This is a genomic window from Nocardia sp. NBC_00403 (assembly GCF_036046055.1).
Lineage (GTDB): Bacteria > Actinomycetota > Actinomycetes > Mycobacteriales > Mycobacteriaceae > Nocardia.
In genome coordinates, this window is record NZ_CP107939.1 from 8,522,846 (window position 1) to 8,545,896 (window position 23,051).

The 23,051-nt window shown below is 67.1% G+C and carries 20 protein-coding genes; 6 read left to right on the top strand and 14 right to left on the bottom strand.

The genetic code is table 11. The features are described 5' to 3' along the window. Positions 1-22: 22 nt before the first annotated feature. Positions 23-850 (bottom strand): TatD family hydrolase, encoded by an 828-nt coding sequence (locus tag OHQ90_RS38315; RefSeq protein ID WP_328406148.1) that lies wholly within the window; start codon positions 848-850, stop codon positions 23-25. Between the two features lie 129 nt (positions 851-979). Here OHQ90_RS38315 and metG point away from each other — a divergent pair, with 129 nt between their 5' ends. After that, a complete protein-coding gene (gene metG, locus OHQ90_RS38320; protein ID WP_328406150.1) occupies positions 980-2,545 on the top strand; it encodes a methionine--tRNA ligase in 1,566 nt (521 codons plus the stop codon). Positions 2,546-2,734: 189 nt separating this feature from the next. Here metG and OHQ90_RS38325 read toward each other — a convergent pair whose 3' ends face one another. Further along, positions 2,735-3,487, bottom strand: a complete 753-nt coding sequence (locus OHQ90_RS38325) for an isocitrate lyase/PEP mutase family protein (protein ID WP_328406152.1) — start codon at positions 3,485-3,487, stop codon at positions 2,735-2,737. A gap of 126 nt (positions 3,488-3,613) precedes the next feature. Between OHQ90_RS38325 and OHQ90_RS38330 the strand changes: the two genes are divergently transcribed. Next, positions 3,614-4,273, top strand: a complete 660-nt coding sequence (locus OHQ90_RS38330) for an NADPH-dependent F420 reductase (protein ID WP_328406154.1) — start codon at positions 3,614-3,616, stop codon at positions 4,271-4,273. Positions 4,274-4,375: 102 nt separating this feature from the next. On the opposite strand, the gene rsmI is transcribed toward OHQ90_RS38330, so the two are convergent. Then, positions 4,376-5,272, bottom strand: a complete 897-nt coding sequence (gene rsmI / locus OHQ90_RS38335; RefSeq protein WP_442941272.1) for a 16S rRNA (cytidine(1402)-2'-O)-methyltransferase — start codon at positions 5,270-5,272, stop codon at positions 4,376-4,378. Between the two features lie 210 nt (positions 5,273-5,482). Between rsmI and OHQ90_RS38340 the strand changes: the two genes are divergently transcribed. Further along, on the top strand, positions 5,483-7,084 hold the full coding sequence (locus OHQ90_RS38340) for a dolichyl-phosphate-mannose--protein mannosyltransferase (protein WP_328406156.1): 1,602 nt from the start codon (positions 5,483-5,485) through the stop codon (positions 7,082-7,084). A gap of 24 nt (positions 7,085-7,108) precedes the next feature. Here OHQ90_RS38340 and OHQ90_RS38345 read toward each other — a convergent pair whose 3' ends face one another. Both OHQ90_RS38345 and OHQ90_RS38350 read right to left on the bottom strand, forming a co-directional pair. Then, positions 7,109-7,468: a GntR family transcriptional regulator gene (locus tag OHQ90_RS38345; protein WP_328413408.1), complete on the bottom strand. Its 360-nt coding sequence runs from the start codon at positions 7,466-7,468 to the stop codon at positions 7,109-7,111. Positions 7,469-7,475: 7 nt separating this feature from the next. Then, positions 7,476-8,774 carry an arginine deiminase gene (locus OHQ90_RS38350; RefSeq protein WP_328406158.1) on the bottom strand — a complete coding sequence of 433 codons (1,299 nt, stop codon included), beginning with the start codon at positions 8,772-8,774 and terminating at the stop codon, positions 7,476-7,478. 111 nt (positions 8,775-8,885) lie between these two features. On the opposite strand from OHQ90_RS38350, the gene soxR reads away from it, so the two are divergent. Then, positions 8,886-9,371, top strand: a complete 486-nt coding sequence (gene soxR / locus OHQ90_RS38355) for a redox-sensitive transcriptional activator SoxR (RefSeq protein ID WP_328406160.1) — start codon at positions 8,886-8,888, stop codon at positions 9,369-9,371. On the opposite strand, the gene OHQ90_RS38360 is transcribed toward soxR, so the two are convergent. The 7 genes from OHQ90_RS38360 to OHQ90_RS38390 form a co-directional block, all read right to left on the bottom strand. After that, positions 9,340-10,212: an SDR family oxidoreductase gene (locus tag OHQ90_RS38360; RefSeq protein WP_328413410.1), complete on the bottom strand. Its 873-nt coding sequence runs from the start codon at positions 10,210-10,212 to the stop codon at positions 9,340-9,342. The genes soxR and OHQ90_RS38360 overlap by 32 nt on opposite strands. Before the next feature lie 111 nt (positions 10,213-10,323). After that, the gene (locus OHQ90_RS38365; RefSeq protein WP_328406162.1) at positions 10,324-11,451 is read right to left on the bottom strand and encodes a glycosyltransferase; all 1,128 of its coding nucleotides are present in this window, start codon (positions 11,449-11,451) and stop codon (positions 10,324-10,326) included. Positions 11,452-11,741: 290 nt separating this feature from the next. Further along, complete coding sequence (locus OHQ90_RS38370; protein ID WP_328413412.1) at positions 11,742-13,559, bottom strand: putative bifunctional diguanylate cyclase/phosphodiesterase; 1,818 nt, start codon at positions 13,557-13,559, stop codon at positions 11,742-11,744. Positions 13,560-13,626: 67 nt separating this feature from the next. Continuing rightward, complete coding sequence (locus tag OHQ90_RS38375) at positions 13,627-15,777, bottom strand: Rv1355c family protein (RefSeq protein WP_328406164.1); 2,151 nt, start codon at positions 15,775-15,777, stop codon at positions 13,627-13,629. Beyond that, positions 15,767-16,540 carry a hypothetical protein gene (locus OHQ90_RS38380; protein WP_328406166.1) on the bottom strand — a complete coding sequence of 258 codons (774 nt, stop codon included), beginning with the start codon at positions 16,538-16,540 and terminating at the stop codon, positions 15,767-15,769. The genes OHQ90_RS38375 and OHQ90_RS38380 overlap by 11 nt, the downstream gene beginning before the upstream one ends. Before the next feature lie 255 nt (positions 16,541-16,795). Continuing rightward, complete coding sequence (locus OHQ90_RS38385; protein ID WP_328406168.1) at positions 16,796-17,242, bottom strand: effector binding domain-containing protein; 447 nt, start codon at positions 17,240-17,242, stop codon at positions 16,796-16,798. Next, entirely contained in the window at positions 17,239-17,682 is a 444-nt protein-coding gene (locus OHQ90_RS38390) for a GyrI-like domain-containing protein (protein ID WP_328406170.1), read from the bottom strand. Before OHQ90_RS38390 ends, OHQ90_RS38385 begins: the two co-directional genes overlap by 4 nt. Positions 17,683-17,889: 207 nt before the next feature. Here OHQ90_RS38390 and OHQ90_RS38395 point away from each other — a divergent pair, with 207 nt between their 5' ends. After that, positions 17,890-18,615 carry a uracil-DNA glycosylase gene (locus OHQ90_RS38395; RefSeq protein ID WP_328406172.1) on the top strand — a complete coding sequence of 242 codons (726 nt, stop codon included), beginning with the start codon at positions 17,890-17,892 and terminating at the stop codon, positions 18,613-18,615. 94 nt (positions 18,616-18,709) lie between these two features. Here OHQ90_RS38395 and OHQ90_RS38400 read toward each other — a convergent pair whose 3' ends face one another. Next, a complete protein-coding gene (locus tag OHQ90_RS38400) occupies positions 18,710-20,092 on the bottom strand; it encodes a lipase family protein (RefSeq protein WP_328406174.1) in 1,383 nt (460 codons plus the stop codon). Between the two features lie 198 nt (positions 20,093-20,290). Then, positions 20,291-21,430, bottom strand: coding sequence for an esterase/lipase family protein (locus tag OHQ90_RS38405; RefSeq protein WP_328406176.1), 1,140 nt, complete (start codon positions 21,428-21,430; stop codon positions 20,291-20,293). Between the two features lie 351 nt (positions 21,431-21,781). Between OHQ90_RS38405 and OHQ90_RS38410 the strand changes: the two genes are divergently transcribed. Then, positions 21,782-23,044, top strand: a complete 1,263-nt coding sequence (locus OHQ90_RS38410) for a PucR family transcriptional regulator (RefSeq protein WP_328406178.1) — start codon at positions 21,782-21,784, stop codon at positions 23,042-23,044. The last annotated feature ends 7 nt before the right edge of the window (positions 23,045-23,051 follow it).

A 23,051-nucleotide genomic window follows, 5' to 3' on the forward strand; every position in this document is an offset into this window, starting at 1 on the left:
GGGGTCTTAACGCGACCGTGGCTCAGATGCCGTAGATACGACGCGCGTTAGCGGTGGTGATCTCGGCGAACTCCCCCGCATCCTGCTCACGCAGCTCCGCGAGCGCCCGCACCGTGTACGGCAGGCAATACGGTTCGTTCGGCGCACCACGGAACGGATGCGGAGTCAGATATGGCGCGTCGGTCTCCACCAGAATCTGACCATCGGGCACCACCTTGGCGGCTTCCCGCAATTCGTGCGCGTTCTTGAAGCTCACGGTGCCGGAAAAGCTGAGAATGTAGCCCTCGGCAACGCAGGCCAGCGCCATATTGGTGTCGGAGGAGAAGCAATGGAAGATCACCGTCTCCGGCGCGCCCTCGTCGAGCAATACCGTCAGCAGGTCGTGGTCGGCCTCGCGGTTGTGGATCATCAACGGCTTACCCACGCGCTTCGCCAGATCGATATGCCAGCGGAAGCCTTCGATCTGCGTCTCGATATCGGCGCACCCGTCGAGCTTGCCCGGCCAGTAATAATCGAGTCCGGTCTCGCCGATCGCGACAACCCGCCGATCGGCGACCAGTCGCTCCAACTCGGCCTTCGCCGCATCGTCGAGCGCATTCGCCCGCGTCGGATGTAATGCGACGGCGGCGTACACACGTGCATCCCAATTCGCGGCCTGCACGGCCCACTGCGCGGCGGCAAGATCGTCGGCGACCGTGACCACCTGTCCGACACCGACCGACGCCGCGCGATCCACGATGACGGCCGTCGATTCGGCATCGGTCGCGCCGCAGGCATCGAGGTGGGTGTGCGCATCCACCAGGGGGGCAAGGGGTTCCGGCAGCGCGGGCGCCGAGCGCTTGTCGCTCATCGGCGCGTCTCGACAGACCGGAGCACGGTGCCACGAGAAACGGCGCGTGCGGACAAGAGCGCAGCCGCATCGCGTCCGGGGATATTCGCGTGAGGGTTGGAAACCACGCGCATTACAGTAGACATCACCATGAGCGCAGCCGAACGCCCCGCCTTCTATGTCACAACGGCCATCGCGTACCCGAACGGTGCGCCGCATATCGGGCACGCCTACGAGTACATCTCGGCGGACGCCATTGCCCGCTTCAAGCGGCTCGACGGGTACGACGTGTTCTTCATGACCGGCACCGACGAGCACGGTCAGAAGGTGCAGCAGACCGCGATCGCCGAGGGCATCCCGGTGGAGGAGCTCGCGTCGCGCAACTCCGACGTGTTCGAAGCGATGGACAAGACGCTCGACATCTCCTTGGACCGGTTCATCCGCACCACCGATGCGGATCATCAGGTCGCCAGCATCGCGCTGTGGGAGCGGATGCTCGCCAACGGCGACATCTATCTCGGCACCTACTCCGGCTGGTACTCGGTGCGCGACGAGGCGTTCTACACCGACGAAGAGACCACGCTGCTGGAGGACGGCACGCGGATCTCCACCGAGTCGAAGACGCCGGTCGAGTGGACCGAGGAATCGAACTACTTCTTCCGGCTGTCGGAATACCAGGACAAGCTGCTCGCGCTCTACGAGGAGCATCCCGAATTCATCGCGCCCGCGACCCGGCGCAACGAGATCGTCAGCTATGTGAAGGCCGGCCTGAAGGATCTGTCCATCTCCCGGACCACCTTCGACTGGGGCGTTCCGGTGCCCGGGCATCCCGATCACGTGATGTACGTGTGGGTGGACGCGCTGACCAACTACATCACCGGCGTCGGCTTCCCGGACACGGAATCCGCCACGTTCCAGCAGTTCTGGCCCGCCGACGTGCACATCATCGGCAAGGACATCTCCCGCTTCCACACGGTGTACTGGCCCGCGTTCCTGATGTCGGCAGGCGTCGCACTGCCGAAACGCGTTTTCGTGCACGGGTTCCTGTACAACAAGGGCGAGAAGATGTCCAAGTCGGTCGGCAATGTCGTCGACCCGCTCGCCCTGGTCGACGCCTTCGGGCTCGACGCCGTGCGTTTCTTCCTACTGCGTGAAATCTCCTACGGCCAGGACGGCAGCTACAGCCACGAGGCGATCGTCGGCCGGATGAACAGCGACCTCGCCAATGAATTCGGCAACCTGGTGCAGCGCAGCCTGAAGATGGTGGCGAGGGACTGCAACAGCGCGGTGCCGACCCCGGGTGAGTTCACCGACGAGGACCGCGCCCTGCTCGATAGGGCCAATGGCCTACTCGACCGCTGCCGCATCGAATTCGATGCCCAGCAAATGCATTTGGCGCTGGAAGCGATCTGGCTGACCCTCGGCGAGGCCAATAAGTACTTCTCCGCCCAGGCGCCGTGGACGCTGGCCAAGTCCGGCACCGAGGAGGACCTCGCCCGCGAGGCCACAGTGCTGTACGTGACGCTCGAGGTGCTGCGCATTGTCGCCATCCTGGTGCAGCCGGTGATGCCCGGTTCGGCGGGCAAGATCCTCGACCTGCTCGCACAGCAGAACCGCACCTTCGCCGACATCGCGACGCCGATCGAGGCCGGCGTCCCGCTGCCCGCGCCGGAGGCGGTCTATCCGCGCTATGTGGAGCCGAAAACCGAGGCGTAGCAACAAGTAAATATGTGCCGGAGCCCCCGGCCTTCGAGAGAAGGTCGGGGGCTCTTGCGTATTCGAGGTCAGCTGGTCCAGCGCTGCCGAACAACCGGTCGCGCACGGTGGCCGGGGCGGGTCGAGTACGCCATGACCGAAGGCGGCGACCTTCTCGATGCATTCGCCGGCCAGGACGCGGCCTACGGCCTACTTCCAGCGGTCGAGTAGCCGGTTCGCCTCGGCGGCGAGCGCGAACTGCAGGTAGGGCCCGAAGCTTATTCGGGCGACACCCTGGTCGGCGAGCACCGCCTTGTCGGACTCGCCGGGCACCGCAACCATGCTGACCGGGAGCGGCAGTTCGCTCGTCAGGCGGCGCACGTCCGCGTCGGAGTGGCGGCCAACGGGGAACAGCACGTCGGCGCCCGCCGCGGCGGCCAGCTGGAGTCGTGCGATGGCGCGGTCGAGGCGATCGGATTCGTCGCCGTCCTCGCGCAGGAACATGTCGGTGCGGGCGTTGACGACCACATGCACCCCTGCCGCGTCGGCGTACTGACGCAGACCATGCACGAAGGCCGCGTGCTCTTCGGCGCCGCGCAGCCGACCGCCCTCGCTGTGCACGGTGTCCTCGATATTGAGGCCGATCGCGCCCGCCTCCAACAGCCCCTCGATGAGCTGGGCGGGCTCGAGCCCGTAGCCGGATTCGATATCGACCGACACCGGAACCTCGACGACCTCGGTGATCTGACGGACCCGGGTCAGCAGCTCCGCGAAGGTCATCCCCTCATTGTCGCTGCGGCCGACCGAGTCCGCGACCGGGTGGCTGCCGAGGGTCAGTGCCGAGAAACCCGCGGCCACCGCGAGGTTTGCCGACCACGCGTCCCACACCGTCGGAAAGACGGCGGGATCGCCGGGGCGATGCAGCTCGAGAAATGCCTTGGCCTTGCCTTCCAGTGAGGTCATGGGATCGATTGTGTCAGCCCGCAGCGAAAACCTCATCGGGTGTCACCCGAGGGAACGCGGCGACCCGCCTCGGATGGCAGAGTCTGTAACGGGAAAAGTACGGCTACGCAGAATGATTGGAGCAAGATGAAGGTCGGCATCGTCGGTGCGGGACACATCGGCGGCGGGATCGCCCGCCAACTGGCGGCAGCCGGGCATGAGCTCATGCTCGCCTTCAGCCGCGACCAGGAGACGCTGAGGGCTCTCGCCGCCTCGATCGGGCCGACCGTCACGGTCGGCACGCCCACGGAAGCCGTCGCATTCGGCGAGGTGGTGGTGATCTCGGTGCCGTGGCCGGTGCTGCCCGAAGCCTTGCCACAGCTGGGTTCGCTGGCAGGCAAGATCGTCATCGACACCACCAACCAGTTCGGCGCGCCACAGCCACCGGAAGGGCGCACCGCCGCCCAATTCAACGCCGAGCGGATGGCGGGCGCGCGCTACACCAAGTCGTTCAACACCCTCACCGCCGCATTCCAGGCTCAGACGGCGACCAGGACCGGCGACGACCGTATCGTGCAATGGCTTTGCGGCGACGACGCCGAGGCCAAGAGCATCGTCGCCGGGTTGATCACCGACGCGGGCTTCGTCCCGATCGACCTCGGCGGCACCGCTGACGCGGCCGTGATGGAAGCCCCCCGCCGCGCCGGCGCGGTCTACGGGGAGGAATACCGCGCAGCCGACGCAATGGCCGTCGTAGACGCAGTCGCCGAGGGCAAACCCATCCCCGCCACCCCCAGCTACCAGTAACCCCGCCCTCCCCTGCGGCAACGACGTCAGTGGAATGGTGGTTTCGGGCTCGGCTCGGGCCGCCATTTCACTGCGCTCGATGTCGCACCCGACTCGGCCGCACTACTCTGCGTCGTCGCGGCGGGCAGCGAGGACAGCGTCGTAGAGCTCGTTGCGGGAGGTGCCGTTTGCGATGGCTACTCGGGCACAGGCGTCCTTGAGGCGGAGTCCTTCGGCGGTGAGGGCTTCGACCTCCTCGACCAGATCCGCGGGATCGGCGGACTTGGGTTGCGCACCGGCGACGACCACGGTGATCTCACCGCGCGCGCCGTCGACGGCCCAGGCCGCTACCTCGGCGAGCGTGCCGCGCACCACCTCTTCGTAGGTCTTGGTCAGTTCGCGGCAGACCGCGACTCGACGGTCCGGTCCGAGCACCTCGACCGCATCGGCGAGGGAATCGGCCAGCCGGTGCGGCGCTTCGAAGTAGACGCAGGTTCGTGGCTCGGTGATCAAGGTGCGCAACCACTCTCGACGCTGGCCGGACTTTCGTGGCGCAAAACCGTCGAAGCAGAACCGCTCCACCGGCAGGCCGGACAATGCGAGCGCGGTCGTCACCGCGGACGGGCCGGGCAGGCAGGTCACCGGAAGGTCGCGCTCCACGCACGCCGCGACCAGGCGATAGCCGGGGTCGCTGACCGACGGCATACCCGCGTCGGTCACCAGCAGCACCGTCAGCCCGTCCTCGATATCGCCGAGCAATGCCGGGATCTTCGCGGTCTCGACATGGTCGTCGAACCTGACCACCCGTCCGCTGATCTCCACCCCGAGCGCCTTCGCCAGCGCTCGCGTCCGCCGGGTGTCCTCGGCGGCGACGATATCGGCGGACCCGAGCGTGTCGCGCAGTCGCTGCGACGCATCACCGATGTCACCCATCGGCGTCGCACCGAGCACCAGCCTGCCCGCCGCGTTCGCACCGGTTGCCGCCTCGTCCGTCACCGCACTCCTACCTCGGCCACACATCGGCCTCGTCCTGACAATTGCCCCGGTAGCAGCGTATCGACCGGGCGCCGTCGATCCCGACCACGCCCACCGAAGGCCGGGCATCCGCTGCCGATCCGGAGCATCGAACCGATCGAGACACCCCCGTCGGCAGTCGTACGCACTGTGATTCGCGCGGCGGCATGCTCACCGATGCGCGTCCCCTCCGGGCGCACAGCATACGATCGGGGCGTGACCCAGGTGACCGACCAGCGCGCGACCGCACCAGGGGCCGTGCCCTCCTGGTCGAGCCCCGCGCCTCTGCGGCCGTCGCCCGATTTCGGGCCGCTCGACACGGTGCGGGGGTGGGCGGTCACCGTGTTCCTGACCGCGATCGCGGCGGTGACCCGGTTCACCAACCTGGATTACCCGACCGACGCGCACACTCCGGTCTTCGACGAGAAGCACTACGCTCCGCAGGGCTGGCAGATGCTCACCGGCGGCTGGGTCGAGGACAATCCCGGCTACGGGCTGGTGGTGCACCCCCCGGTCGGCAAACAGCTGATCGCAATCGGCGAGTGGATGTTCGGCTACAACGGCTGGGGCTGGCGCTTCACCGCCGCGCTCGCGGGCACCCTGCTGGTTCTGCTGGTCATTCGCATCACGCGGCGGATGACACGATCCACGCTGATCGGCGCGATCGCGGGCATCCTGCTGATCGCGGACGGGGTCACCTTCGTCTCCTCGCGCATCGGCATGCTCGACATCTTCATGGCGTTGTTCGTCACCGCTGCCTTCGGCTGTCTCATCGTCGACCGCGACGAAGTCAGAGCGCGGATCGCGCGCGTCGACGCCGAGGGCCGCATCGACGCGAGTCCATGGGGTCCGCGCCTCGGGGTGCGCTGGTGGCGATTCGGCGCGGGGGTGATGCTCGGGCTCGCCTGCGCAACCAAGTGGTCCGGCATCTATTTCGTAGTTGCCTTCGGCCTGCTCAGTGTCTGCTTCGACCTGACAGCGCGGCGGGCATACGGTGTGCGCCGCCCCTGGTTCGGCACTGCGCTCCGGGATGTCGGGCCCGCGCTGTACGCGCTGGTGCTCATCCCGCTAGGCCTCTATCTCGCCTCCTACTGGGCGTGGTTCGCCAGCGAGGACGGCGTGTACCGGTATGCGGTCGGCAATCAGGTCGGACGCGGCGGGGCCTTTTCGTGGCTGCCCGATGCGCTGCGCTCGCTGTGGTTCTACAGCGGGGAGACCCTCCGTTTCCACGACGGCCTCACCAACTCGGCCGGTAACCATCACCCCTGGGAGTCCAAGCCGTGGACCTGGCCGATGGGGTTGCGGCCGATGCTCTACTACTACGCCGACAACGGTGTCACCGGCTGCGGCCAAACCCAGTGCGTGAAGGCCGTGATGCTGATCGGCACGCCCGCCATCTGGTGGATCGCGTTCCCGATGCTCGCCTGGGCACTGTGGCGCACGACGGTCCGCCGCGACTGGCGCTACGCCGCGGTGCTCGTCGGCTACGGCGCCGCCCTGCTGCCCTGGTTCTTCACCCTCGATCGGCAGATGTACTACTTCTACGCCGTCGCCCTCGCCCCGTTCCTGGTGATGGGCGTGGCGCTGGTGCTCGGCGACATCCTCGGTCCCGCACGCAGCAGTCCGTTCCGCCGCAGTCCCGCGGGCACCTTCCTGCCCGCGGCACCCAACGAGCGGCACAGTCTCGGCCTGTTGGCGGTCTGTATCTACCTCGGCTTGGTCATCGCCAACTTCGTCTGGCTCTGGCCGATCCTCACCGGCATGGCGATCACACCCGGCAACTGGCACGCTCATCTCTGGCTGCCCAGCTGGCGTTAGGGCTGCACTCGGCCGACCACGGACCTAACTTTCCAGCGCGGATGTCACGTAGCGCAGTGCAGTTTCGTTGTCCAGACCGAGACGGCGAATCGCGTTGACGTAGTCGGTGGCGGCCCGGCCCGCCGCATCCTTGGTCGGATCACCGGAGGAGGCGATGAACGAGCCTTGCCTGCCCCGGGTTTCGACGACACCGTCGGCCTCGAGTTCGCGATAGGCGCGAGCGACGGTGTTCGGCGCGAGACCGAGTTCCGCCGCCAGTGCACGAACCGTCGGTATCTTCGTGCCCGCGGTCAGCTCACCCGACCGCACTTGCGCGATGATGCCCATCCGCAGCTGCTCGTAGGGCGGCGCGGGCGACTCATGGGTGATGGTGATGTTGAACATGGCTCGCTCACACGTCATCTCGGGACAGTGGACAGGATAAGCAGCGTGGGCCGCCGCGCCCGGAACCCAGTTCGGAACCCGGGATTCGGAGTACCTCGATGCCCGCGTCGGTCAGCCGGGAGTTGGTCATCTCATTGCGTTCGTAGGCGACGACCACGCCTGGAGCGAGCGCCAGGGTGTTGTTGCCGTCGTCCCACTGCTCACGCTCGGCGGTGACGCCGTCGAGCCCGGTGTCGATGACCCGCATCTTGCCGATGCCCATCGCCTCGGCGGCCGCGGGCAGGAACGGGTCGGGACCGCGCATGCTCACCCCACCACCGTCCCGAACGCCGTAGCCGTCTTCACGGTGAATCGTGAATGCGCACAGCGAGTCCCGCACGGCGGGATACATCACGATGGCGTCGGTGTCGACCATCGTGCACACCGTGTCCAGGTGCATGGTCGCGCGATTCTGTGCGATCGGCACCACCAGCACGGTGTGCGCGAGACCGTCGTCGAACAGACTGCGCGCCAGTGCTTCCGCCCCGGCGGGTGAGGTCCGCTCGCCGACGCCGACCGCTACGACACCAGGTCCGAGCAGCAGCACGTCGCCGCCCTCGATGGGTGCGGTATGCGATTCGTAGGCGCGGCGCACCCCGAGGAAGCGGGGATGGAAGGCGTAGATGAGGTCGGTGAGCGAGGTCTCGCGTATTCGGGCGGGCAGGGCGAGCGCGGTGATGGCGACGCGCGGCCCGACCCAGAACGAGGAGTCCCTGGTGAACAGCAGATTCGGTAGCGGATCGATGACGAAATCGCCGCCGTGGTGCATCCGGCGCACCAGCGAGGGCGTGTTGGGGCCGAATGGTAGTTCATCGAAGGTCATGCCTGCCATCAGAATGTCGGCCAGTTCGCGCGCAGGCACGCCGCGCAGGTAGGCGGCCAGTTCGTCGGCGAGCCCGTGCCCGAGCCTGCGCGCATCCACGGCCCCCGAGATGCCCTGGATTCGGGCGGCGCCGCTGACGTCGAGGGTGTCGGCGAGCAGGTCGGCGAGCAGCAGCACCTCGACGCCGCGCTTGCGCAGCACGCCGGAGAAGGTGTCGTGTTCCTGCTGGGCCCGCTCCACCCACGGGATGCCGTCGAAGAGCAGTTGATCGTTGTTGCGCGGGGTCAGCCTGCGCAATTCGTCACCGGGCCGGTGCAGCAGCACCGTGCGCAGTGTGCCGACTTCGGACGTGACGGCAAGGCGTCTGCCGGGGTCGCCGGTGCCCCCGCGCCCGTTCCCGTCCGGCTCGCCTGCGTGCCCACCCTGCACAGCCTCTGCTCCCATGATCCGACCGTAGTTCGCCGAGGGCTTAAGAGCACGCGAATGGGGTGTGTTCGATTCCTACCCCAGCACACCCTAACCTGAAGTATTGTTTAGGTGAACGGAGGAGTGTTGATGTCGACAACCGATTGGCGAGCAAAGGAACTGACCCCCGGGCAGCTGTCCGAGCGTAGCGGAGTAGCGGTGTCCGCGTTGCACTTCTATGAACGCGAGGGTCTCATCTCGAGCCGTCGTACCAGCGGAAATCAGCGCAGGTACGCGCGCGAGACGCTGCGACGCGTCGCCTTCATCCGTATTTCGCAGCGCGTCGGCATCCCGCTCAGCGACATCCGCGCCGCGCTGGACAAACTACCGGAAGGCCGCACCCCCACCCGACGTGACTGGGAGACTCTGTCCACCACCTGGCGAACCGACCTCGACGACCGCATCACCCAGCTGACCCGGCTGCGCGACAACCTCACCGGCTGCATCGGCTGCGGGTGCCTGTCGCTCGGCAGCTGCAGGCTGGTCAACGAGCACGATCGGCTCGGCGAGCAGGGACCCGGTGCCCGAGTGCTCGACGTGCAGCTCAACTGCCCGTCGAAGCCAGCAGCCTGCTGAAGCGAGCGCTGACCCTGCGGATGACGAATTCGTAGGGGTAGGCGAATTTCCGTGACCACCAATACCCGAACCGGATATCGAACGAGGTGTAGACCAGGAACCTGTTGCGTTCGATGCCGCGAAGGATCTGCGACGCAACATGTTCCGGCTCCACCGCATGCTTGGTGAACGCGCCGGCCAGCCGGCGCACCCGCGGGTCGTCCTTGTCGATGCCGACCAGATCGAAGGACTGCACCAGCGGCGTGTTCACCGCGCCGGGCACCACCAGATGCACCGAAATGCCGTGGCGCTCCAGATCGAATCGCAACACCTCGGAGACGCCGCGGATGCCGTACTTGCCCGCGCTGTAGGCGGCATGCCACGGCAGCGCGAGCAGACCCGCCGCCGAGGACACGTTCACCAGCGCCCCGCCCCGGCCCGCCCGCACCATCGGCGGCACGAAGTTCTCGATCACGTGGATCGGGCCCATCAGGTTGACGTCCACCATCTTTCGCCAATGCCGGTGTTCGAGGTTCTCGACGGTGCCCCAGGTCGAGGTGCCGGCAATGTTCATCACGACATCGAGGGTGCCGAACTCCACGTGCACATCCTTCGCGAACTCGGTGACCGCGTCGTAGTCGGTGATGTCCAACGCCCGTGCCAGGAGCACGACGCCGCCCGCCGCCCCGATGGCCGACACCGTCTCGTCGAGTCCTTCGGCATTGATATCCGTCAGCACCACCTCGGCGCCGTCCGCCGCGGCAGCGAGCGCACTCGCCCTGCCTATGCCGCTGGCGGCGCCCGTCACCAACACCCTGGCGCCCTGCATCGTCCTACGGCCTGCACGTCCGCGACCAACCATTCGCACCGGTGAACCCCATCTCCCATAGCCCCGAATCAGTCCTCGCAGGGTACTGTGCGCCGCCTATCGGCCCGCAGGATCATCGGCAATTCGCGCCGCCGGTGAAGGCAATCATCGGCCGAGGACCGCGAGCATGCCCGCGACCGCCCGCGGCCAGGTGAATTGCTCGGCCCGGCTGCGCGCGGCCTTCCTGCGCCCCGCGGTCGGCAGTGCCAGCACATCGGTGACCGCTCGGGCGAAATCCGAGGGATGATCGGCGGCCACCGCGCCACACTCCGCGGTGACGATATCGGCCAGCGCGGACGATCGGCTGGCGACGACCGGCGTCCCGGCCGCGAGCGCCTCCAACGCGGCGAGGCCGAAGGTCTCGTGCGGGCCGGGCGCCAGCGAAACATCCGCGGTGGCCAGCAGTTTCGCCACCATCGACCGATCCGAGATGAACCCGGTGAAATGCACCGCCGGTAACCCGCCCGGCAGCACCGGCAGCGCCTTGGCGCGGCGCTCCAGCGCCTCGCGCCGCGGGCCCTCGCCCGCGACGACCAGCCGCACCTCCAGGCCCGCCTTCCGCAGCGCGCCCACCGCCTCGATGCTGCGGTCGACCCGCTTCTCCACCGAGAGCCTGCCGCAGTGCACCAGCAGCGGATGCCCCGGTACGCCGAGATCGGCCCGCAGCGCATGATCGCGCCGACGCGGACTGAACAGCTCCAGATCGACACCGAGCGGTACCAGTTCGACATTCGACGCACCGACGCGCAGAAACTCCGCGCGCGCGAACTTCGTGGTGCACACCACGATGTCGTAGTCCGCGGCGGTCCGCCGGTTGGCCACGTCGGCACAGCGGCGGGCAGCGGGACCCGGCATGACCTGGCCGAGCAGCCGATCCAGCCGTTCGTGCGAGATCATCACGCTCGCCACCTCGCGCCGCCGCGCCCATCGACCGAATCCGCGCAACGTCAGCCGATCGGACACCTCCAGCACGTCCGGACGTAAGCCGGCCAGCACATCGGCCACCCGCCGCGGATCTGCCGCCCGGTAGCCGCCGGTCCATGGAATACCCAAGGCGGGCAAGGTAATCCGCACCGCACCGGTCGGCAATAGTTCTTCGGCGCGGCGCGGCCCCGGCACGATCAGCACCACCTCGTGTCCCGCTGCCACATAGCCCTCACCGAGGTGATGCAGTGCGGTGCGCAGCCCACCGGACCGCGGGCCGTAGAAGTTCGCCAGCTGCACGATGCGCACTCCGCCGATCGTGCAGCGGATCGGGACCGATGCGCCCAACGGCGCATGAACAGCCGTGAAAGAACCGCATAACGGCACAGCCGGACGGATTTCCGTCGCTAGTCGCGCCGGGCCGAGCGAAGGCGACCCAGCCGCAGTGCACCGGACCGAGCGAAGGCAAGGCAGCCGCTTACGGCACTGCCGGGCTGAGTCCGTCGATAGTCGCTGGCCGAGCGAAGGCGACGCAGCCGCCGTTGCGCCGGGCCGAGTGAAGGCGGGCAGCCGCGTGACCAGCTGATTCGCGCAGTGGGTCAGTACTTCGCCGTGCCGCGGCCCGCGCGCGGCAAATCGAGGTCCAAGGGGATTCGGCCCATCGCGAGATGTGGCTCGACCTCGTCTGCGGGCATCGGCCGGGCGATCAGAAAGCCTTGCGCCCGATAGCAACCCAATCCGACCAGGGTGCGCGCCGCCACCGGCGTCTCCACGCCCTCCCCGACGACACCGAGGCCGAAGGATCCGGCCAGGCCGATGATGGACTTCACGATCGCGAGGTCGTCGGTGCTCGCGCCGAGGCGCTGCACGAAGCCGCGGTCGATCTTCACCGCGTCGACCGGCAGCGCCTTGAGGTGCGACAAGGAGCTGTAGCCGGTGCCGAAGTCGTCGATGGCGATCTGCACGCCCATCCGCTTGAGTCCACGCAGTGTGACCTGTGTACGGGCCAGATCCTGTACCACCACATGCTCGGTGATCTCCAGGCACACCGAACTGCCGTCGATGCCGAACAGCCGCAGGATGTCCTCGATGCGCTCCACGAAGTCGAGGCTGACCAGCTGAACCGGCGACACATTGATCCGCATCACCACATTCGCGGCCAGGCCACGCCGCCGCCATTCCGCGAACTGGGCGCACGCCGACCTGATCACCCAGCGGCCGAGTTCGCCCGCCAGATTGGTTGCCTCCGCGACGCTGACGAACGCACCAGGCGGCAACAGGCCCCGCGTCGGGTGCAGCCAGCGAACCAAAGCCTCCAACGCGACGATCCGTCCGGTGCGCAGGTCGACCTCGGGCTGATAGTGCAGCAGCAGCGAGCCGTCGGACACCGCGCCGCGCAGGTTGAGTTCGACATCGTCCTGCAGTTCGAACTGGGCGCGCATAGCATCGGTGAACACCGCGACGCCATTGCCGCCACCCGACTTGGCCGACAGCAGCGCATGATCGGCCCGGCGCAGGACATCGGCGACCGTGGTCTCCCCCGGGATACCCACCGCGACACCGACACTCGCACCGCGGCTGACCGACTCGCCGCCGACGGTGACCCGCCGCCCGATGAGCTGCTGGATTCTGGTCGCCTCCAGCTCGGCCGCCACCGCGTCCATCGGTTTGGCGGGCACGATCACGAACTCGTCGCCGCCGAGCCGGGCGATCATGTCGTTCGGGTCGAGGTTCTCACGCAGTCGCGAGGACAGCGTGCGGATGAAATTGTCACCGGCCGTGTGGCCGAGGAAATCGTTGAGCGCCTTGAGGCGATCGAGGTCGAGGAAGAACGCGGCCACCGGGCCGGAACTGCCCGCGTGTAATCGTTCCTCCATGTGCTCGAGCAGCGCACGGCGATTGGCAAGTCCGGTGAGATCGTCGTGCAGTGCGATGTAGCGCAGCCGCTCCTCGGCGACCACTCGCGCCTGCAGCTGCGCGAACAGCGCGGCAATCGCCTTGAGCACGTTGAGTTCTCTGGTGCTCCAGTCCCGATCGCCCTGTTTGATGAAGCCGAGCACGCCGGTCGATTCACCACGCGAAAGCAGCGGGACGGCGGCCATGGCGACCTCCGGGATCCCCGAGGAACGACGGATCGTCTCTTGATAGTCGGCGGATTCCACGGTCGGCCGCACCACGATCGGCTCGGTGGCGTGTTCGAGCTCGCGGAACACCGAATCCGCGCTCTCGAAGAACACGACCTTCAGCGGATCGGGATCCGGGATGTCACCGCGATGCGGCCACTCCGCGATGAGCACGGTGGCTCTTCGCTCTCGATCGGTGTGTCGCAAATAGCTGAAATCGACGTCGAAGTGCTCGACCAATCTGGCCAGCACCCGCTCACTCGCCGCCACCATCGTCGTGGCGTCGACGCCCATCAACTCGGAGGCGACCTGGGTCACCAATGAGTCGAGCGTTCGCCGAGGCACCTTGTCTCCGATCGTGCTAGCTGCGGTTGCCCGCGCCCGGCACTGGAAGCCGCCTGCTGCGGACCGAGGCTGGCGCCGCATAGCTCAGGCGAAGCACCAATGCCATGATCTCATGCCCAGGTACTCCCAGCAGGTCCAGGAAACGGCCCTGAAGTGACGCTAGTGTATCCGCGAAATCCGTGGAAATCGCGATCAGCTCGTCGGGGTGCCGTGCATACAGGAACACCGGAGAGACCGGTTGCACCGCGAGTCCACGCCGTTGCGCCTCGAGCCAGACGCGCTGCATTCCCGCACCCGCACGGGCATAGTCGGTCAGTCCAGGCCCCGAGGCCCCCTTCTGGTGGGTGAACGTCACCGCGACGAGCGCCGAACTCGACAGCACCCGATCCGCGGTGTGCTCGCCGAGCGCGGCGCCGCCGGACCATTCGCGCAATCGGTCCATCACATCCGCGCGGCGCCCGATCTCGAGCTTCGCGTACTCGTCGGCGGCCAACTCCATACCGCAGACGTCGATTCCGGTGAGCAGATCGTCGCCGGGCCACCGCAGCTCGGCGAACATCTCCTGATGCAGCCGCGGCGTCAAATAACGGATTCGATCCGATTCGCCGAGCAATTCGGCCGCCGTCGCGAGGTCGGCCCGGTCGGTGATGCTGTGCAGCGTCACACCCTCGGTAGCGGCGGCCGCGGCGAGGCCGGCGAGCACACCGCCGGTCAACGGCGCACCCGTGCCGAGACGCCGGTTGGTCTCGCGGGCCAGCGCGGCCTGATAGTCGCGGGCCAGCAACGCATCGGTGGCCGTACCGAGACGCAGCACCGCGGACAGCGCCGTGGTTTTACTCTCGAGGAATTCGTGTTCGCCGAGCATGCCGTGTACGGCGGCAGCGGCGCGCGCATTGTGCAGCGCGGCACCGATCGCCACCGCGCTGCCCCGATAGCCGATATCGAGGGCCGAGGAGCGCGGACGGGCGAGACCTATCCGCAGGTCGGGCCCATCGATTCGCAGCGACCACGGCTGGGTGTTGCCGCCGGAGGGTGCGCGCTGGGCACATTCGAGCACGCTCAGCAGCGCGGTCCCCGCCGGTGCCGGTTTGCCCGCAACCGCTTCCGGCTCGCACACCAGCTCACCCACCGGCTCCGGCTCGGCCAGCTCGTCGAGACCACGCTCCAGATCGATGCGCGTGCGCCCGGACGAAAGTTTCTGTCCGAGCCCGAGCCTGCGCACCGCCGCGGCCACGATGGCCGCGCCGAGCTGTACATCGCTGCCGAGCTGCGGCCATGTGGTGACCGATTCGTCGATCTCCACCAGACTGGCGGCCATCCGCGCCGACAGCTCTTTCGGATCGAGAATCCGCATGACGTGGGGCGCCTTGTCCCTGGTGGACAGCCCGCGCAGGTCGGCGCCCTCGGTGGTGCCGAGCAGTCCGTGGAACGGCGGGCGGCCCGGCTCCAGGTCGTAGCGTTCGACATCGAGCAGGCCACGATCGCTGGTGTCCATCAGCAGCGGGATGCGATGCCTGCGCGCGCCCTCACGGACGGCGAACTTGATGTCGAGCGAATCGCATTCCTCGATCACGATCGACAGTCCCGTCAGGAATTCGTCGACGGAGTCTTCGTCGATGCCCGCGGTGCGCACCTCGACCGGCAGATAGGGATCGAGCTCGGCGATCCGGCGCGCGGTCACGATCGACTTGTTCACCCCGATGTCGAAGATGCCGCCCGGCACCCGGTTCAGGTTGGACAGCTCGATGTCGTCGAAATCGGCAAGGCGCAGCAGGCCACAGCTGCCCTCCATGGCCAGGGTGTAGGCAACCGCATGGCCGACGCTCTGCCCGACGACGCCGATTGTCAAGCCCGCCAGGCGTTTCTGCTCGTCCCTGGTGAGCTTGTTGCGATTGCGGTCCAGCCGAATCGCCCGGTAGGTGCGCTCGCCGGGCAATCCGACCAGGGTGCGCCGCCACGGGTAGTAGACCCACCGGTCCGGATCCGGATCGTCGAGGGCGGGCCGTGACCGCACCTTGGCCAGCTCGCCATGCAGCACATCCCGCAGGTCGATGATGCGAACCTGGGGTGACTTTCGCAGCTGTAGGAGGATCGGGGCGTCGTCCGGGGCGTTTTCATCGAGAATCAGCGGCCTATAGTCCGCGACCGGGCCGGGGTCACCGTTCATACCTGCGCCCGTCCTCCGATCCATGGTCACCCGCACGGTGCCCACCGTGCGGCTGTGCATGCCAGGCTTCGAGCGCGGCCTGCTCGAGCGCTATCAATGAAGTCTGCAATTTTGTGGCAAATGACCGATACGTCTGGGTGTCCCACCACACGGGGACCGTGTGATAACGGTCGTCCGGATAGGGGACAGACGGTATCCGATCGGCCACTCGCCCACCACTGGAGCGATAAAGTTCCAGGCTGTGCGAGGCGGTGGTGACGAAACCGAAGCGCGCATCGAGCAGCCAGGTCGCATGCACAACACAGCGGGACAGCGCAGCGGTAAGCGCAGACCGGCGCGGCGCATTTCGCGCCACCCACACCGCTTTGACCTCGACGACACCCTCCGGTATCCGCTCGGCAATCATCGTGCGCAGCGCGTCCGCACCGGGCCGCCCGGCCCAGGCGCCGAGCGCGTGCACGTCCTCGACCGCCGAGTACGGCCCCTGCGCCCGCAGGCCCGCGACAACCTCGCCGGAAGGATCCACGGCGGTGCAGAACAATGTTGTCGTACAACCGTTTTCGACTTTGTCGTATTCCAGCGCGTGATCGACATCGTAATGCCGGTAAACCTGCAGCGCACCGCGCAAGTATCGACGCCAGAGCTCGGGATGCGCCTCCGGAGTGGTGACATGAAAGACATATCCGGAATGCATATCCCGAAAGCGCAACACCTCGGCATCGCGTGTGCCCCCTGGGCCGACTGCGATTGCTTCGACAGTCATGGTGTTCCCTACTCCGTAGCCACCGCGCCCACGCGCGGTCAATCGAGCCGGTCCAGCTCTCACACCCGACAGCCCGCCGGTCGGGTGAGATTGCCTAGGGAAGTATCCGTCATCCGAAAGGAATTGACCAGACGACCGGTTAATCTTCCGAAAACTAATTTCGGCCCCCGAAATCACCGCAGGTCAGGCCGCACCTTTCGGACAAGGAACAGAACGTGGAGACCAGTTGGTACCGAGGTAGCTACCATTCAGCAACTAGACCAGGATCGAGATGAACAGCTCCACAGACTCCGGTCCGTGCCAGATCTCGACCTCTTCGCGGTAGGCGCGAGTGATCTCCGCCGAGGCGGTCGCATCGTCGACCTGCGCCCACACGTCCTCGACGGGATCGTGGTAGTCGCCATTCGGCACGAAGCGCGCGTAGACGCCCTTCGGCACCTTGACCAGCACATCACCGACCGGAACCACGTCGGGCGCCGGATATTCGAAGCAGACGACAGCGTTGAAGTTCCCCGCGGGATCCGGCACGTACACGGTGTACATCGGGTGATCGGACCGCCGCTGCTCGCCCGCGCGGTCACGCAGCCGGTCCTTGAGAAACTCGATCAGATCGCTATTGCTCACCTTGAAGCTCGGCCGCACCCGCGGCACCACCAGGCCTGCGTAGATCGCCTCACCACGCACGACAATCGCATAGGTCATCGCGCATCTACCGCCAGGTAGAGGTCGATCTTGTAGGCGTGTGGGTAACACTCGAAGTCCCCGGTATAGGTGCGTTTGATGTAGTTGTGCTCCTCGGCATAGGCGATCTGCGTCCACAGGTCGGTCATCACCTGCGGGAAGTTACCGACCGAGGAGAACCGGGCATAGGTGCCGCGCGGCAGCCGCGCGACCAAGTGACCGCGGGTGACGTCCTCGAACGACGCGCATTCGTAGCCGACGATCTGGGTGTTGTACGTGCCGAGCTCACCGGTGTAATCGGTGTATGCGCTGGCCAGCGGGCCACCGAGCTCCTGATGTAGCACCGCGGCCCAGGCCGCCTCCAGATCGTGATCACGCAGTTCCCCGAGCGCACGTTTCGGGCTGCGCACTGGCAGCCCGGCAACCCACGTTTCGTCTCGCTCGACGATTTCAAACTGCATGGAAAGACTCTTTCGAGGTGAATCCGGGGGCGATGCCCGCATCCGGTCGGCCAGAAAGGCCATGCTATCAACCCGCCCCTCGTGGTCACGATCACATGTCCGGGTCGTTATCCGCAGCTCACGGCCGTACTGACCTGGACACACGTCCTGGATGCAAACCTCTGGTTACGAGAGCTGACCCGCCACTGATTGTGATTGGGTTTCCTTGTGTGCCACACCATCGCCGAGTTGGACACCGTCGTCACGGACTGCCGCGCCTGCCCGCGCCTTGTCGCCTGGCGCGAAAGGGTGGCGAGGGAGAAACGCGCCGCTTTTCGCGAGGAAACCTATTGGGGCCGCCCCGTCCCAGGATTCGGCCCGCCCGACGCCCAGCTGCTGATCGTCGGCCTCGCCCCCGCCGCCCACGGCGGCAACCGGACCGGGCGCATGTTCACCGGCGACCGCAGCGGCGACGTCTTGTTCGCCGCTCTGCACGCGGTCGGCCTGGCCAACCAGCCGACTTCCATCCGACGCGACGACGGCCTGCGGCTGACCGGAGTCCGGCTCACCGCGCCCGTGCACTGCGCACCACCGGACAACAAGCCGACGCCGGACGAACGCGACCGGTGCAGTCACTGGCTGCGCACCGAATTGGCATTGCTCGCGCCGACGGTCCGGGCGATCGTCGTGCTCGGAGCGTTCGGCTGGCAGGCGCTGCTGCCCGTGCTCGCCGCGGCCGGGTGGATCGTTCCTCGGCCACGCCCCAAATTCGGCCACAACGTCCGCGTCACGCTGGCACCATCCGACGACACTCGCGAACCGTTGCAGCTCTTCGGCTGCTACCACGTCAGCCAGCAGAACACCTTCACCGGCCGACTCACTCCCGCCATGCTCGAAGCAGTCCTCGCCGATGCCGCAACCGCGGCAGGCCTGCCTACAGCTGCCCGGCATTGATCGCGCCTCCTCCTACCGAGCCGAATGGCGGTCGTCCGGTGCCGCGACACACCCCGACGGCCGACCGATGCCGGGGGCCACAGCGGGAAGTCGCTCAGGACAACGGCTTGCGCAACGTCAACCGAAGCGACCACCGGTGTACGTCGCTGGGCCGATTCACTCGCCTGCGTTGCCGAATGGGCAAGCCGAACAGCATGCGCGCCGACAGCAATGCCAGCCGCAGATGCCCGGACACGGCCCGCTTGGAGAACGCCACCGACCACACCGTCTCGACAGCATTCGGGGCAAGGGCGCGATTGCCGAACCGATCCGACAGCCAATCGATGATCACCGGCGCCCCGATGAACTGCAACGGGAGGTGGGTGCTGAGTCGGTCGCGCAGGTACCGAACACGCACGCCCGCGGCAACATACCGGTCGACGTGCGCATCGACATCGGCTACCGCGATGACCTCGTCGTACACCCCTTGCAGTACCAGCAATGGCATCACGGGCGCGCGATCGCCGGGCCGGATGTCGGCCAGGATGCGTTGCAGCTCCGGCGCGTCCAGCAGACCGGCCAGACCGCCGGTGCAATGGTCATCGAGATTGCGGCGCGCGAAGCGGTACAGCAGCGGGAACGTCGTCGTCGACTCGGCGGCCGCCATGAGCCGGAGATAGTCGGCATCCAGCCGGGAGCGCAGCAGCCGGTCCAATTCCGGGTAGGCCCGGCACAGTCCGGCGGTGAAGACCGCGGCAAACCCGGCGAAGAGTCCGCCGTTCATGCGCACGAACGCCGCCGCGGGATCACCGACCGGCGAACCGGCCACCGCGCCGACAATATCGAGCTCCGGTGCGTACTCGCCCGCCAGCTCCGCTGCCCATGCCGTGGCAAGGCCGCCACCCGAATAACCCCACAGCGCAACCGGAGTCGAGGTGCCGAGGCCGAGCGGTTCGAAGGCGAGGGCGGCCCGAATCCCGTCCAGCGCCCGGTACCCGGGCTCGCGGGCGGCACCGAACTGGCCACCGGTCCCCTCGTGGTCGGGCACCGACACCGCCCAGCCGCTGGCCAATGCGCCCGCGATGAGCGGAAGCTCGAGCTGTGGAATGGCACCGGCGGCCCGCGCACCGCGCCGGAGTGCATACGACGGAAGACATTTCGAGGCGACGGCATCGATCGCGCACTGGAAGGAGACCAGCGGGCGAGCTGCCGTAGGATCCGCACCCCACGGCAGCAGCACCGTCGTCACCGCCACCTCGGGTGTGTCATCCAGGTCGCAGGTCCGATACAGCAGCTGCCACGCCGGAATCTTCTGCGCCACTCGACCGAACAGCGCCAGCTCGACTTCTCGTGCGCGGACGACGGCGCCCGGCCGCAGCTGCCCGATCATTGCCGGCGGCAGGTAGAACGGATCGTCCTCCGGCAACAACGGCGCAGTGGCGGACGGCGTGTGATCGGGGCGGGTCGCGAACGCGGTCGGGTCGGCGGCGACACTCATCAGGGTTGATCCTTTCGAACGGCACGGCACAACATGTGCCGCGACAGCCGGCGCAGGTCGCCGATGAACGAGAGCGCCGCGCCGTCGATGCCGCCGGCTGCCCGTATTCGAGCCTACGAATGCCCGAGAAGGAAAAGAATTGGCAGCGGTCACAATTCGCGCGCCGCGGTTTCTCCTGTCGGTGCAGTGACAGCCTCGTCAGAGGCCGCCGCCGAGCATCCAGGGGTTGAACGCGCACTCCAGATCGGGGTGCGCCGCGGGATCGAGTGCGTGCAGCGCAATGGACACCGACCGGGGCGAGTACATCATGGTGAGGTGATCGGACAGATCCTGTTCACACCCGGCCTGCAGCGTGAGGTTGTCCACCGTCGCGTCGGGCCCGGCCCGCAGGAACGTCCAGTCGTAGGGATTGGTGACCTCGTCATAGCGAGAACCGACCACGGTGTAGTCGACGCCGGGAACGGTGTCGCCGTGGGCATTCAAGCGGGCATAGAACGGTGAACCGAAAGCCTGCTGAATATTGGAATGCCCGACGATCGGCTCGTAGAAGCCGAGAATATCGACACCGAGATTGTTGATCAGCCTGCCGAGCGTGGCGATGCCCATGAGCGAGGTGCCGTGGTGCGTGGCACCGTAGGTGACGAGTTTGCCCACTTTGCCCTGACCGCCATCGAACTTCAGATACTGATTCGCCACGGTCCCACCCTGCGAATGCCCGACGATGTCGACCTGCTCCGCGCCCGTCGCCGCCAATACACGATCGACGAATTCGCTCAGTTGCTGTGCCGAATCCTCCATCGGCCCAACCCCGTAGCGGCCGGGCAGGATCGGGCCGAGCCCGCCGCCCTCCAGGAAAGTGGAACGCCCGAAATTGAAGGCGAACACACAGAATCCGGCGCGTGCCAGGCGCGGAGACATATAGGAGAAGGTGTCGTAGGCGTTGAGCCAAGTGCCGTGCAACAGCACCACCGGCCGGGGATGCTCGGCCGACGGGGTGCAGTTCCAGCGATTCGCGCCCGGCGGCGCCGAATCGGGATGCAGTAATCCGTAACCGAATGCGGCCAGATACGCCGACATCTCGGGTCCCTCACCGAGGACATCGGTGGCCCGGCTCGTCGCCGATCCCGAACCGCTGCCGGTATCGGTATCGACGATCGCCTGCGGCTGCCTGCCGTCCGCGGCCGGGGTGAGCCCGGCGCTGATGAGCTCCGCGAAAGTCTGTTCCGTCGGCGCTGTCTGTCGGTCCGCGGTGGCCCCGCCGCCACCGAGCGCCGTCGCGACGGTCACTGCCACGATCACCGCGGCACCGAAGACGGCCCGTCGAGCACTTTGCTTCATTGCAAACATTCCGTTCATTTCCCATCCAGCATCTCCGCGTTCAAGCTGCGGAGCCCCACCACCAGGTGGCGACGGACCGCGATGCAACCATCGACGAGCGCGAAGACCTCACCGAACGGCGGTTCGAGCAACGGATCCCCATGACCACCAACTGTTTCCTGCGCCACATTCCCGCTTCGGTGTGACCGCGGCCATATTTGTTTCCGCTGCCCAAATCTATGGCCGGCACACCCCCAGCGTCACTGCGCTGCCGAGAGAAGAAACCGCACGGGAACTTGTTGTGTGTGACAAAGTTCCCGTCGATTGGACCGAAGGCTTGCTGCGGTTACTGTCGTTGGAAACAATCGGCTCATGTCCGTCGCTCTCTCACCGGCAAACAGCGAAGGCTCATTGGTTGTTCGGTTGCTGACCAGGTGGCCCCAGATCTCCGAGCGCATGCTCGCCGCTGGGCTGGGTGCGACCCCGCCCGCCGCCGATCTGCCCCCTGGGCATTTCACTGCCGAGGTGCTGCCCGCCATCTACGCCTGCGGCCGCGCGGTCCTGCAGGCCATCGGCGAACAGCGCACTTTCAGCAGGGCCGAGGTCGCGACCTTCGTCGCACCGGTGGTCGAGCGGCATGCGGAGGACCGGTTCCCGCTCGCGGTGCTGATCGAGGCCATCCACGGGTCGGCACAATCGGTGCTTGCCGAGGCCGCGGCACTGGCGACACCCGCCGAGACGGCGGATCTGGTGGTCGTCGGCAGCCGCCTGCTCGAGCTGCTGATGCACATCAACATCACCGTGGTCGAAACCTACTCCGAGGTCGAACAGTCGATCTACAACGCCGAGCGCGAGGCCCGTCGTGAATTGTGTTCGGCGCTGCTGCGTGGGCTGCCCGCCGAAGAGCTTGCGGCGCGGGCGGATACCGCGCTCACCGACGGCTACACCGTGCTGGCGATCCATATCCACCAGGACCATCGGCTGCCGCAGGACAGTCGCTCGAGCACCGTCGCGAATCTGCTGACCCGACGCCGGATCCGCGTCCTGCAACGCGCTTTGGACGGCCTCACCGGTACCACCGCGCTCGCCACCTTCGACGGCTCGAACGGCATCGCGTTGCTACCGAACGTCTCCGAGTCCGCCGACCTCGATCACGAGCAATACCACCGGCTCGCCATCGGATTGGCCGCACAGTTCGGCACCGGAGTCACCGTGGCCGAATGCCCTCCGGTCGCACGCAAATCCGTCCCGCAGGCCGCGCACGAGGCCACCGAGATCGCGGAACTCGCCCGCCTGCTCGGCAGGCCGACCGGCGTCTATCGGCTCGACGATCTGCTGCTCGAGTTCCAGCTCACCAGACCGGGACCGGCCCGCGCCAGGTTGGCCGAGCGCATTGCTCCGATCCTGCGGAGCCCGCATCTACTGGAGGCACTGGACGCGCATCTGCGCCACGGCTCCGAACGCAAGGTCGCGGCAGCCGAAATCCACGTGCACCCCAACACTTTCACCTACCGACTGCGACGCATCACCGAGCTCACCGGTCTGGATCCCACCGATCCGAACGACTCCCGCGTACTCGCGGCGGCCCAGACGATCCACCGTCTGTTCCCGGCAGCCGAAACCGGCAGCCACTGAGACGGCG